The following is a 12,623-nucleotide window of genomic DNA, read 5'->3' on the forward strand; positions in this document are numbered from 1 at the left end:
AAAGTTGCGAGGAGGGCTAACAGGATGTTTAGAGGCAACATAATAAAATGGACGTCCATCGCGTCGCTAGTCGTATTCTTATTCACGGGCTCATTGACGATGACTAGTGATAAGGCGCTCGCGGCCGATTGCTCGAACGGTTATGTAGCGTTAACCTATGACGATGGTCCCAACCCTAACAACACTGTAACACTACTTAATGCACTACAACAAAACGGCTTACGTGCAACATTCTTCAATCTTGGACAAAATGCCCAGAATAATCCGTCCCTAGTGAACCAGCAGAAGACAGCAGGCATGTGGATTGGGAACCATTCCTGGTCTCATCCGCATTTGACCCAATTGTCAGCCTCACAAATTTCGTCAGAAGTTACTAACACGCAAACGACACTACAGTCTATAACAGGCACGGCTCCGAAGTTGTTCCGTCCGCCATATGGCGAGACTAATGCAACTTTAAAGTCCATCGAGGCGCAAAACGGTCTCACTGAAGTATTATGGAACGTTGACTCCCAGGACTGGAATGGTGCCACTACGGCCCAAATTGTAAATGCTGTTGGCACAATGCAAAATGGTGACGTAATCCTCATGCATGATCAGTACCAAACTACGGTACAGGCGATTCCACAGATTGCACAGAATCTCAAGAACCGTGGTCTTTGTTCAGGCATGATCTCGACGAGCACAGGCAGGGCAGTCGCACCTGATAGCGGGGGTACGACGCCAACTCCGACACCAACGCCAACTTCTACACCAAATCCGGGAACAAGGACAAAATTGGAAGCTGAGAATATGACCAAAGGCGGTCAGTATACCTCCAATATAAGCTCACCATTCTCCGGAGTTGGTTTATATGCCAATAATGATTTAGTGAAATACACACAGAATTTTACGAGCGGTACCCATAATTTTTCACTCCGCGGGGCTTCGAATAACTCTAATATGGCGAGGGTCGATTTGAAAATCGGGGGAGTGACCAAGGGGACCTTTTACTTCGGGGGAAGCAGTCCCGCCGTTTATACACTAAACAATGTCAGTCATGGAACCGGAAATCAAGAGATCCAGCTCATTGTAACTACTGATAACGGGACATGGGATGCTTATCTTGATTATCTGGAAATCAATTAAATATTTCAAACACAGAAATTGGTGACGGACTGCTTAATGTAGTGACAAAATGAAAAAAGCAACCTACCAGCCATGAATGGTGGGTTGCTTGTCTTGTATATACGAAAAAATTTATTTATCTATTTAAATTATAACTATCTCTCAACAACAGTTTCACCTTCAATTAACACAGGCTGATAATAAGTGTTGTTGGGCAGGTCTTTTTTACCTTGCAGTTTCTTAATGACCCAATCCGCTGCATCTCGTCCCATAGTTTCTTGCGGGTGTGTCAAAGTGGTTAGTTTGATGTTCGCGTTCTTAGCGATATAAGAATTGTCTTGTCCAATAATCGATAATTCCTCGGGAATAGTGATATCCAGTTGTCTGCAGGCATGGACTACTTCCAATCCGACTTCGTCGTTATAACAAACAATAGCAGTAAGCGTCTCTCTATTTTTATTTAGAAAAACCTTTAAATCAGTAGAAAGCGTCTGTTTTGTCTCCGTGTTAAATGAAAAAATCTGTTCTGGATAAAACCGTAATTTAGCTTCTTCGAGCGCTTTAATATAGCCTTTCATCCGATATTTCCCCTGCAAATCATCCATTTTTGCAATAAGCCCTATCTGGGTGTGTCCTTTGGTTATTAATTCTCTTGTTGCCAGATAGCTGGACTGCACATCATCAAGACAAAGATATGGCAGTTCTATTTCTTCATAAAAAGCATTGATCATAATAATAGGAATATCCTGCTCTTTAAACGACAAGTAGTAAGCAATATTTGGGTTATATAGATTACTTTTAGTCGGTTCAATAATTAAACCATCTACGCCGTAGGACAGCATCATTTCCAGCGCTTTTTTTTCTTGCGCAACATCGTTATTCGTACTAGCCAATAGAAGAGAATAATTATCCTCATTCATTCGGCTTTCGATCCCGCGGATAATGGAGGGAAATATATAGTCTGATATGTAAGTCGTGATTACACCGATCGTCTTCTTATGAGAACTCCCGCTGTTCTTTGATCGATATTGATTGCTGACATATGTGCCAGAGCCTTTTTCGCTTCGCAGGAAGCCTTCGTTGGATAGTTCTAAAATAGCTTTTCGAACAGTTTGTCTGCTAACTTCGTACATCGATTGTAATGCAGATTCAGTTGGGATTTGTTCTCCTACGTTGTAATCTCCTGATAGGATTTTACTTTTAATATCATCTATGATCACTTGATACTTAGGTTTCATGTAATTCCTCTTTCCATACTTGTTCGCTAAGTTTTTCGTTAATTCGGTAAATTTGTATGTACAAATTATAGCATGACTGCGAAATAAATAGAAAGGGGCTCTTTTTATATGGATATTTGTAAAAATATAGAATTTATAAAGCGTAATACGCTACATAATATAGAGTTAAATCATTATTATCTCCATATTTGTATGTATATATAACTATTCAATTGACAAATGTACGTACAAAAAATTATACTATAGCTGTCAATTAAGAAAGCTAATTCTTATCATGACCTTTTAAAAAAGCGCTATCAGAGAGGTGACAAACGTGATATCGAATCGATTAAGCATCGAACAAGCGATTAATAAGGGAGAAACTTCGCTTGGTATTGAATTTGGGTCCACGCGTATCAAAGTTGTACTTATTGATCTTAGCTTTCAAACGATCGCTTCTGGAAGTTACGAATGGGAAAATCAGTTGAAGGACGGCTTTTGGACGTACAACTTGGAAGATATTATGAAAGGCCTGCAAGACGCCTACCGCGAAATGAAGGAAGAAGTTGCACGGAATTACGGAATTACCCTTCAAACAGTTGGTTCAATCGGTTTTTCTGCAATGATGCATGGATACATGGCTTTTGACGAACAAAATAAACTGCTGGTTCCATTCCGGACTTGGCGTAATGCTACAACGGGTACAGCAGCTAAAGCATTGACTGAACTGTTTGGGTTTAATATTCCAGAACGCTGGAGCATTGCTCATCTTTATCAGGCGATTTTGAATGAAGAAGAACATGTGCCACAAATTCGTTATGTTACTACGCTAGCAGGATACATTCATTGGCTATTAACTGGAAATAAAGCACTTGGTGTTGGGGATGCATCGGGTATGTTCCCAATTGATGAATCCACAGGAAATTATAACGCATCCATGATGCAGCAGTTCGATGAACTTGTTGCGAGCAAAGGTTATTCGTGGAAGACAAGTGAACTACTTCCTAAGGTGTATGTTGCAGGGGAGCAAGCAGGTGTTTTAACTGAAACGGGAGCTAAAATTCTGGATCCATCGTTGCATTTACAAGCAGGTATTCCGCTTAGCCCTCCAGAAGGAGATGCCGGAACCGGGATGGTTGCTACGAATAGCGTGAGAAAACGCACCGGGAATGTCTCAGTAGGAACTTCTGTTTTTGCCATGATCGTGTTAGAAAAAGAACTTTCCAAGGTGTATCCAGAAATCGATATGGTTACTACTCCGAACGGAAGTCCAGTTGGCATGGTTCATGCGAATAACTGTTCAAGTGACCTCAACGCCTGGCTCGGATTATTCCGCGAGTTCTATGAAGCAATGGGACACAAAGTTGATTCCAATAAATTGTACAGCGTGCTTCTAAATAAAGCATTGGAAGCGGACCCAGATGGCGGTGGATTACTCAGCTACGGTTATCTCTCAGGTGAGAATATTACCGGGCTTGATGAAGGCCGTCCACTATTTGTCCGCTCGCCGGAAAGCAAATTCAATCTGGCTAATTTTATGCGAACACATTTGTTTACTGCATTTGGAGCTTTAAGAATCGGAATGGACATTTTGATGAAGGAAGAGAATGTTGCCATTGATAGTATTTTAGGTCACGGTGGTTTATTTAAGACTCCGGTAGTGGGCCAAAAAATGATGGCTGCATCAATAAATGTACCAGTTTCCGTAATGACGACCGCTGGGGAAGGCGGTGCATGGGGCATGGCTATTCTCGCCTCTTACATGATGAACAAGAATGGGGAAGAGAGCTTAGAAGACTTCCTCGATCAAAAAGTGTTCAAAGATGTAAAGGGTGAAGAAATTCATCCAGACGCTGCAGACATTAAAGGGTTTGATACCTTTATTGAACGATATAAAAAAGGTCTGGCAATTGAACAGTCCGCCGTCGACAATTTAGTGTAAGAATGGAGGGAGCAAGATGTTAGAGCAGCTTAAAGAAGAGGTTTTTCAAGCCAATCTAGAATTACCGAAACAAGGTCTTATTAAATATACATGGGGAAATGTGAGTGCGATTGATCGTGAAACTGGTTTATTCGTAATCAAACCAAGTGGTGTAGGCTACGACACAATGAAAGCCAGTGACATGGTCGTTGTTGATCTCGATGGTAATGTGGTTGAAGGTGATATGAGACCTTCATCCGATACACCTACTCACGCAGTGCTTTACAAGCATTACTCCGAAATCGGCGGGATTGTGCATACACATTCCACTTGGGCAACTATCTGGGCTCAAGCAGGACTGGATGTTCCTGTTATGGGAACGACGCATGCAGATACCTTCTATGGTTCCATTCCTTGTGCTAGGTTCTTGACGCAAGAGGAAATCGATCGGGGGTATGAAGCCGAAACAGGTAATGTAATCATCGAGACCTTTGAACAACGCGGAATAGATATTATGGCGGTTCCTGGTGTTTTACTTAAAGGACACGGACCCTTTACTTGGGGAAAAGATGCAAAATCGGCGGTAATGAACAGCGTTGTCTTGGATGAAGTATCCAAAATGAATTTATTTGCAAGAGAGCTGAACCATTTTGCCGAGGAATTGCCACAACGTATTTTAGATAAACATTACTTGCGCAAACATGGAAAAGACGCTTATTACGGACAAAAATAACTAAACAAATCTATTGAAAAACGAAAAGAGGATGTATATGTCAACAGCAGTAGCAAAAGAATTTTGGTTCGTCGTAGGTTCACAACATCTTTATGGTGAAGAAGCATTGGCTGAAGTTAAAGCACACGCACAAACAATGACAGATGCTTTGAATAAAAGCGGAATTTTGCCATACCCACTAGTATTGCAGGATTTGGCTGTCAGCGCAGATAAAATCACAAACATCATGAAAGAAGTTAACTACCGTGACGAGGTTGCCGGTGTTATCACTTGGATGCATACATTCTCGCCTGCAAAAATGTGGATTCGCGGAACAAAAATGCTGCAAAAGCCATTGCTTCATCTGGCTACGCAATATAATGAAAGTATTCCTTGGGCAACCATTGATATGGATTTCATGAACCTTAACCAGGCGGCCCATGGTGACCGTGAATATGGTTTCATTAATGCACGATTGAACAAACAAAATAAAGTGGTTGTAGGTTATTGGGAACGTCCTGAAGTTCAAAAGCAAATTGCAGCATGGATGGACGTAGCTGTTGCTTACAACGAAAGCTTTAACATCAAGGTTGCCCGTTTTGGAGACAACATGCGTAACGTTGGTGTTACTGAAGGAGATAAAGTTGAAGCCCAAATTCAATTTGGCTGGACTGTGGACTACTTCGGTATTGGTGATCTTGTACAAATCATCAATGAAGTTAAAGAAGAAGAAATCGACGCCTTGTTCGCTGAATATGCAGAGCTGTATGAATTTGATTATGGTACTAACAGCAAAGAAGCTTGGGAAGCTAGTGTAAGAGTTCAAGCAAGCTATGAAATCGCTATTAAACGTTTCCTTGATCAGAGTGGCTACAATGCCTTCACATCGAACTTCGAAGATTTGCATGGCATGAAACAACTTCCAGGACTAGCTGTTCAACGTCTGATGGCGCAAGGTTATGGTTTTGCTGGGGAAGGCGATTGGAAGACAGCAGCACTTGACCGCTTGCTAAAAGTGATGAGCCATAACCAATCCACTGGCTTTATGGAAGATTACACTTATGAATTGACGGTTGGACAAGAATCTATTCTTCAATCCCATATGCTAGAAGTAGATCCTACTTTGGCAAGCAACAAACCAAAAATCATCGTGTCTCCACTAGGTATTGGTGGTAAAGACGATCCAGCCCGTTTAGTGTTTGACGGTAAAGCAGGAGACGGTGTAGTAGTTTCCATGGCTGACTTTGGCACTCATTACAAACTTTTGATCAATGAGGTTACTGCCTTTGAACCAACGGTTCCAGCTCCAAACCTTCCAGTAGCTCGTGTGCTTTGGAATGTTAAACCAAACTTCCAAGACGGGGTTAAAGCTTGGATCGAAAATGGCGGCGGTCACCACACCGTTGTTTCATTGACACTTACAACAGACCAAATTATTGCTTACGCAAAACTTGTGAATTTGGAATATGTAGTTATTAAATAATTTCAGAGCACCTGAATGTTAAAAAGCAAAAAAAGAACCTTATGAATAAGGTTCTTTTTTGCGTGAAAATCATCTTATCATTCCTTCAATAAATTCGGTAATTTCCACTTAAAGCCAGTAAACTAAAGAAGTACAGACAGTTGTCATAATAACGACGAAGTCCAGTACGCAATGGTGTATCCCAAAACAAACGTATAAAATGCTCTGCCTCCGGTCCATTAGAAGCAAGGGAAGCCATAGCATTGGTCGCTAAAAGACCTGTCGGATGCAGTGCCAGTTCGTCGAATGGCTGTCCCTCAATGGTATAACGCCGGTAATCGGAAACTTCGATATTCCTGAAAAAATCCTGAATCCGATTGCATTGTTCTACCTGCCAAATGTCTTTTTGGAACCAAGCCCAATCCAGACCGATATTGGCTGTAACCCGGTAAGCATCGCTGAAAAAATGGCTAAAATCACCATGAGGCTGGGGTTCTGCCGGAGTGCCGTTAAAATTAGCATATTCGGGAGCAAGGCCAGTTATAGGATGGCATGCAGTGTGAAGATATGCGCGGCTGGCTTCCGCCGCTTCACGCCAAAATATACGGTCATCTTCATCAGCCCACAGTGAGAACAAATCATAGAAATGGGGGAGATGGTAAGACGGATCACTGAAGGTAGATTCCGGTACGAACTTGATCAATTTCGTTTCCGCGTCCCACATGGAGTCGCCAGCTCCTGTTTCTGTTTTATGTACACAAGCATGCAATATCGTTCGGGCTTGCTCAGAATAATTATAAGGTTCCGGACCGTTCCCCCAACGTTTTGAGGCAAAAAACAGAGCCATGGCGAAAAACTCTTCTCCATCCGGTGCAGGTCCCTGAGAAATCCTTGTACCGTCAGGCTTGCAGTGCCAAGCAAAGTAATCGGCATAACGACCTTCTTTGTGCTGCATAAACGTCTTGGAGAAGTTCCATAAACGATCAAACTCATCTTTTTTATTCATTTGAACGGCCATCATCATCCCGTAGGACATACCTTCGGACCGAACATCTAGATTACCTGTATCTAGAATATAGCTTTTATCCTCGTCTTGCGGATAGTAGATTCGTACGTTCGGATCTCCGTAAAATAAATCATTCCAAGTTTCTTCGAGTTTAGTATTGATTTCATCTTCAGAAAAGCCAATCTCCTTAAAAAAATTGCGATATTCGCCCGTATAATAAGCACCTTGTTGTGTCATTGGCATCTTATTTCCCCTCCTGTGAACTACAGTATGCAGCCCTTTTCAATATAAAACTAAGGATGGATGGTTTGAATGGTGCCGTCATCATTGTATTTTAGCTCTGTATATTTTACAGAACGCTTGTTGTCAGCACCTCCAGACAAAGAACTATCATGATAAAATAAATACCATTTCTCTTTAAACTGAACAATAGAATGGTGTGTAGTCCAGCCTAGTACTGGTGAAAGTATTTTTCCTTGATATACATAAGGCCCAAGCGGATCTTTACTGATAGCGTATACAATATTATGGGTAGTACCCGTGGAATAAGAAAGATAATAATAACCGTTATATTTATGTACCCATGGACCTTCAAAATATCTTTTCTCTTCATCTCCTGCAAGAATCGGATTTCCATTTGCATCGATGATAGATATTTCTCTAGGCTCACCATCAAAGCTTAGCATGTCCTCGCTCAGCTCAGCTACGATAGGTCCAAGAGCTGGTGCTGTTTCAACCGGTCCCTCGGCATCCGCAACAAATGAGCCGGTTTGCCATTTTTCAAGTTGTCCTCCCCAAAGACCACCAAAGTATATATACGATTTTCCGTCATCATCAACGAAAACGGCGGGATCAATGCTATAACTGCCGGGAATATAGTTCGGTTCAGGTGTAAATGGTCCGGAAGGTGACGCTGAGGTGGCAACCCCGATTCGGAAAATATCGTCATGGTCTCTGGCTGGGAAAAACAAATAGTAGGTATTGTTTTTGTATGCTGCATCCGGAGCCCACATTTGCTGCTTAGCCCATGGAACATCCTTTACGTGAAGCACTTCACCATGGTCAATACAAGGGGAACCATCTCCATCAATAGATAGAACATGGTAATCCTCCATATTGTATTGGTCTCCGTTGTCATTAGAGATCATATCGTGATCCAGGTCATGAGAAGGATAAATATAAATCTTGCCTTCAAATACATGAGCGGAAGGATCCGCAGTATAAATATGAGTTACGAGAGGTTCATTAGGTTGCACTGGCTTTGTCAAGTCATTTCCTCCTATAAAGTTAATCGCTTACAAATTTAATGGTATAAGAACTTTAGGACTCTGTATATATAGCAACTATAGTTTATACCCCACAAAGTTTAGATGTTTCTTTATTGACATTGTCGAATCGCCTCATGTTCAAAATACTAATTTCCCTGACTGATTCAGTGAAATAATTAAGAATAATAAAACGAATTAGGATATAAAAAAGAACCTTTATTAAAAGGTTCTTTTTTTATATGAGAATCAACTGATGAATTCTGATAAAGTCTATGGTTGTCTTTTTCCGTGGAATTGCCGATGAAGTTCCCATACTTGCTCTGCCAGATCCGGTACAGGGCCATCTACGACCGCATCATGGATAACCTCTTGAATACTCAAATTACGGACGGGTGATGCTGCAACGCCCATATCGCTTAACCACTGTGATAATTGTTGCGAAGAGCTCGCATATACAATTCGTCCTAATTGAACCCAACCATGAGCCGCTGCGCACATAGGGCAATGCTCTCCCGAAGTATACACAGTAGCCTGATTGCGTTCTTCCAGTGACATATTTTGAGCCGCCCAGCGGGCCAATGCGAATTCCGGGTGCTGAGTATGATCACCACCGCCTACATGGTTGCTGTCTTCAGCCAAGACTTCTCCACTTGCTGAAACCAGGATGGAGCCGAAAGGCTCGTCCCCAGCTTCGAGAGCAGATTGGGCAATTTCAATACAGCGCTTGAGATGTTTGATATCCGTTTCGTTGATCATGATGATAGAGCCTCCTGACTTTAATTTATTGAGAAACTTGCTTAACAACTAGACTTGATCCTGTTTGTTCGCTTCATTCTTCTATGTTAGCATGTAAAGTATCAGATGAAAAATAAATTCCAGCATGATAAACATAGGGAGGACATCTAGAAATGAAGCACCCATTTATTTTAAATGCAGTATGGAACGGCGGTCGTAACAGTGACGGAACAATTGAAGCGGGCCAGCTCAAGACTCAAATCTCCATTCCGAAGGAAATGGGAGGACCCGGAGTTGGAACGAATCCGGATGAAATGCTTCTGGGCGCCGCGGCAACCTGCTATCTCATTACACTTGCAGCTATGATGGAGCGATCAGGGCTTACGACTTCCAGCCTGACGTTAACGTCAGAGGCGACAGTGGATGTAACCAATAATATTTTTACATATGAAGCGATCAAGCATTCACCTATCATCACACTTACTAAAGATGCGTCAGAGGACGATATTGAAAAAGCAATTCGTATTGCCCACAAAGCAGAAGACTCCTGTATGATCTCCAGAGCTGTAGCAGGAAACGTACAAATTACTACAGAGCCAACAGTACTGACTTCAAGCTTGTAAGGATAAGTTCTACAGGACATTTATCCGTTAGGTAATCAGAGAGGAGACGTTAACTTTGAACGTTGAGTTGTATAAGGACTTAATCAAGGATGAACGAGGGAATTATTACGTAGCGGTACAAAATGAGGGCAAAGAACTGACTTTGGTAAATGCAATGCTTGAACGATCTTACCAAGACCTGTGGGAATTTAATGAAGAGTTCAAAAAGAAATATGCAGAGTACGAGCACCAGTTCATCGGCAAAATGATTATGGACAAGCTGCGGCATGATATTGTATTCGCGTCCAAAGAAGACAGCGATGGACAAATGTATGATCTCGCTGCGGTTACCGGTAATTACAAGGTTACTTTTATCGATATGATTGAATTTTATAGGAACCCTAGAGAAGGATGTAGCCATGACAGCGACATCGATTAAACTTAGCGTATTGGATCTCGTGCCTGTATTTGATAATGTGGATGCAAGTTTTGCGTTGGGACAAGCAGTGAAACTGGCTCAAACAGCTGAAAGACTGGGATATACCCGGTATTGGGTTGCCGAACATCATGATATGCCGGGCTTAGCGTGTACAGCGACAGAAGTGCTTTTATCGCATATTGGAGCGAAAACACAGCATATCCGCATCGGCTCGGGAGCGTTATTGCTGCCACACTATAAGCCGCTAAAGGTGGTAGAGTCTTTTCATTTGCTGGCCAGTTTGTATCCGGGGCGCATCGACCTTGGGTTGGGCCGGGCTCCAGGCGGTGCTGCTGAAGTTAGCTTAGCGCTTAGCGGGAATTTTCTCGAAAATGTCTGGAAAATGCCGGAGCTGCTTAAGGGAGTCACCGAGTTATTACAGGGGAATTATTCCTATGAAGGACGTCAGATAACCGCCCGCCCGATCCCGCCTGAATCACCAGAGTTGTGGCTTCTAGGTACGAACAAGAAGAGTGCGGCATATGCTGCTGAGTTTGGAGCAGGCTATGTGTTTGGACAATTCATGAGCGATGTACCTGGGGAGGAGATTTTGCAGGCTTATCGAGAAGCTTTTGCTCCTACTTCAAATTCATCTGTTCCGCGGGCAATTGTTGCTGTTGGCGTGATTTGCGCCGAGACAGAGGAGGAGGCAGAACGACTTGCCTCATCGGGTATGACATTGTTCCAACAAGAAGGTTCAGCCGAAGAGAGGTCCAAGCTCTTGGATCGTAAGCTGCTGATAGGCACTCCTCAAAGTATTAAAGAAAAGCTGGAACACTTATCTCGTTTGTATGGAATTGATGAATTCATTATCGTTACTATGATTCCAGACTATGAGAAACGGCTGCATTCGTTTGAGCTGCTTGCCCGTGCTTGCTTGAACGCTAACTAATGAATAAGTAAGAGATCTTTTTCTTGCTATGCTAACGGGAAACTAGTGATATATCATGAGAGGGCTGCCGAGGGGTAGCCCTTTAATCATTCGATTATGTTAAAAGGAGGTACATATAGATGCAGTCTCATACCTCTGACTCCATTAAAATCCCTCCCGGATTTTGGACAGGATTAATTCAATTAGGGATAACCGCCCAAGATATAGCCAGTAAAGCAAGTCTTCCGCTGAGCCTTATCACAGAGTCAGAAGTCACCACAGCCCAATATTTCGCTATCTGGCAGGCATATTCTGATCTCATTGGAGATACTGCTGAAGGAATTATCAAGCTAGCAACTGTTTTTGAAACCACACAATATCCGCCGACTGTCTTAGCCACTTATCATGCTAAAGATTATCGTGACGCTCTAAACCGAATGGTGCGCTATAAACGAATGTGCCCTCCAGAAAGCTTGCATATCATCGAGGAGGGAGAGTTGTGTACAATCGAATTAAATTGGCAGCATCCCGAGTATTCCGGTCCACCTCTGCTGCTTGGCCTTACTCTGGCGTTTTTAGTGGAGCTTGGGCGGCGGGGAACTGGTATACCTATAACAGCACAGTTTGTAGAATTTTCACAACCCATAGGGAATTTACAGGTTCTTGAAGCTTATTTCGGCTGTCGAATTCAGATCGGTGCTGAGACTAACCGCTTAACACTACGACGAAGTGATTTGGAGCTGCCCTTTATCTCGTATAACGAAGAGTTGCTAGAGATTCTGACTCCCGTTTTAGATCGGACACTTGCTGAACAACAGAGCAGTCACTCAATAACTGAAAGGGTCAAATGGATAATGAAACGTTGCCTTAGCGGAGGTCAACCCGAGATTCAAACCGTTGCTAAAGAGCTAAGGATGAGTGCTCGTACCTTACAGCGGAGGCTTACTGGAGAAAATACGAGCTTCAAGCAATTACTGACAGAAGCTAGACATGAGCAGGCGCGAGCGTATTTAGCAGATCCTTCCCTCGATGTTAAAGAGGTGGCTTTCTTGATCGGATATGAAGATCAGAACTCGTTCTACCGTGCCTTCCGACTTTGGGAAGGAGATACTCCTTCAAATTGGCGTGTTAAACAAGAAGTTTGGCGCAAGACACTAGTTACTGAATAATCCCGGTAAGATAGTATAAATACTAGCCGGTGCATAGAACTGTTCTTGAGAAACTACTAATAAGCGCCGTATTAA

General features: G+C 42.6%; 12 protein-coding genes. 8 read left to right on the forward strand and 4 right to left on the reverse strand.

Annotated elements, in window-relative coordinates:
* Window positions 1–99: 99 nt before the first annotated feature.
* Complete coding sequence (locus NST74_RS14750; protein WP_445668195.1) at window positions 100–1,128, forward strand: polysaccharide deacetylase family protein; 1,029 nt, start codon at window positions 100–102, stop codon at window positions 1,126–1,128.
* A 134-nt stretch (window positions 1,129–1,262) separates the two neighbouring features.
* Here the strand turns inward: NST74_RS14750 and NST74_RS14755 are convergent, their stop codons facing one another.
* Window positions 1,263–2,345 (reverse strand): GntR family transcriptional regulator, encoded by a 1,083-nt coding sequence (locus NST74_RS14755; RefSeq protein WP_341112856.1) that lies wholly within the window; start codon window positions 2,343–2,345, stop codon window positions 1,263–1,265.
* Between the two features lie 313 nt (window positions 2,346–2,658).
* Between NST74_RS14755 and NST74_RS14760 the strand changes: the two genes are divergently transcribed.
* From NST74_RS14760 to araA, 3 genes are read left to right on the forward strand one after another with little or no spacing between them, the layout of a single operon-like run.
* Entirely contained in the window at window positions 2,659–4,266 is a 1,608-nt protein-coding gene (locus NST74_RS14760; protein ID WP_341112858.1) for a xylulokinase, read from the forward strand.
* Between the two features lie 16 nt (window positions 4,267–4,282).
* Window positions 4,283–4,978, forward strand: a complete 696-nt coding sequence (locus NST74_RS14765; RefSeq protein WP_042127722.1) for an L-ribulose-5-phosphate 4-epimerase — start codon at window positions 4,283–4,285, stop codon at window positions 4,976–4,978.
* A gap of 37 nt (window positions 4,979–5,015) precedes the next feature.
* Window positions 5,016–6,440, forward strand: a complete 1,425-nt coding sequence (araA, locus tag NST74_RS14770; RefSeq protein ID WP_341112860.1) for an L-arabinose isomerase — start codon at window positions 5,016–5,018, stop codon at window positions 6,438–6,440.
* Between the two features lie 85 nt (window positions 6,441–6,525).
* Here the strand turns inward: araA and NST74_RS14775 are convergent, their stop codons facing one another.
* The 3 genes from NST74_RS14775 to NST74_RS14785 all read right to left on the reverse strand — a co-directional run bounded on the left by NST74_RS14775 (window position 6,526) and on the right by NST74_RS14785 (window position 9,449).
* A complete protein-coding gene (locus tag NST74_RS14775) occupies window positions 6,526–7,668 on the reverse strand; it encodes a glycosyl hydrolase family 8 (protein ID WP_341112861.1) in 1,143 nt (380 codons plus the stop codon).
* A gap of 50 nt (window positions 7,669–7,718) precedes the next feature.
* On the reverse strand, window positions 7,719–8,693 hold the full coding sequence (locus tag NST74_RS14780) for a glycoside hydrolase family 43 protein (RefSeq protein ID WP_341112863.1): 975 nt from the start codon (window positions 8,691–8,693) through the stop codon (window positions 7,719–7,721).
* A gap of 270 nt (window positions 8,694–8,963) precedes the next feature.
* Window positions 8,964–9,449 carry a nucleoside deaminase gene (locus NST74_RS14785; RefSeq protein ID WP_076121649.1) on the reverse strand — a complete coding sequence of 162 codons (486 nt, stop codon included), beginning with the start codon at window positions 9,447–9,449 and terminating at the stop codon, window positions 8,964–8,966.
* A 152-nt stretch (window positions 9,450–9,601) separates the two neighbouring features.
* Here NST74_RS14785 and NST74_RS14790 point away from each other — a divergent pair, with 152 nt between their 5' ends.
* From NST74_RS14790 to NST74_RS14805, 4 genes are all read left to right on the forward strand, one after another.
* Window positions 9,602–10,051, forward strand: a complete 450-nt coding sequence (locus NST74_RS14790) for an OsmC family protein (RefSeq protein WP_076121648.1) — start codon at window positions 9,602–9,604, stop codon at window positions 10,049–10,051.
* A gap of 55 nt (window positions 10,052–10,106) precedes the next feature.
* Window positions 10,107–10,469, forward strand: a complete 363-nt coding sequence (locus NST74_RS14795) for a hypothetical protein (protein WP_341112865.1) — start codon at window positions 10,107–10,109, stop codon at window positions 10,467–10,469.
* A complete protein-coding gene (locus NST74_RS14800) occupies window positions 10,450–11,400 on the forward strand; it encodes an LLM class flavin-dependent oxidoreductase (protein WP_341112867.1) in 951 nt (316 codons plus the stop codon). The genes NST74_RS14795 and NST74_RS14800 overlap by 20 nt, the downstream gene beginning before the upstream one ends.
* A 119-nt stretch (window positions 11,401–11,519) precedes the next feature.
* On the forward strand, window positions 11,520–12,548 hold the full coding sequence (locus NST74_RS14805; protein WP_341112868.1) for an AraC family transcriptional regulator: 1,029 nt from the start codon (window positions 11,520–11,522) through the stop codon (window positions 12,546–12,548).
* The last annotated feature ends 75 nt before the right edge of the window (window positions 12,549–12,623 follow it).

The sequence above is a fragment of the Paenibacillus sp. FSL F4-0125 genome, assembly GCF_038008565.1.
Lineage (GTDB): Bacteria > Bacillota > Bacilli > Paenibacillales > Paenibacillaceae > Paenibacillus_AQ.

Bases quoted from the DNA above. Each gene is read 5' to 3' on its own strand.
- NST74_RS14785 (WP_076121649.1), bottom strand. From the start codon at position 9,449: ATGATCAACGAAACGGATATCAAACATCTCAAGCGCTGTATTGAAATT.
- NST74_RS14800 (WP_341112867.1), top strand. From the start codon at position 10,450: ATGACAGCGACATCGATTAAACTTAGCGTATTGGATCTCGTGCCTGTA.
- araA (WP_341112860.1), top strand. From the start codon at position 5,016: ATGTCAACAGCAGTAGCAAAAGAATTTTGGTTCGTCGTAGGTTCACAA.
- NST74_RS14805 (WP_341112868.1), top strand. From the start codon at position 11,520: ATGCAGTCTCATACCTCTGACTCCATTAAAATCCCTCCCGGATTTTGG.
- NST74_RS14750 (WP_445668195.1), top strand. From the start codon at position 100: ATGACTAGTGATAAGGCGCTCGCGGCCGATTGCTCGAACGGTTATGTA.
- NST74_RS14790 (WP_076121648.1), top strand. From the start codon at position 9,602: ATGAAGCACCCATTTATTTTAAATGCAGTATGGAACGGCGGTCGTAAC.
- NST74_RS14775 (WP_341112861.1), bottom strand. From the start codon at position 7,668: ATGCCAATGACACAACAAGGTGCTTATTATACGGGCGAATATCGCAAT.
- NST74_RS14755 (WP_341112856.1), bottom strand. From the start codon at position 2,345: ATGAAACCTAAGTATCAAGTGATCATAGATGATATTAAAAGTAAAATC.
- NST74_RS14765 (WP_042127722.1), top strand. From the start codon at position 4,283: ATGTTAGAGCAGCTTAAAGAAGAGGTTTTTCAAGCCAATCTAGAATTA.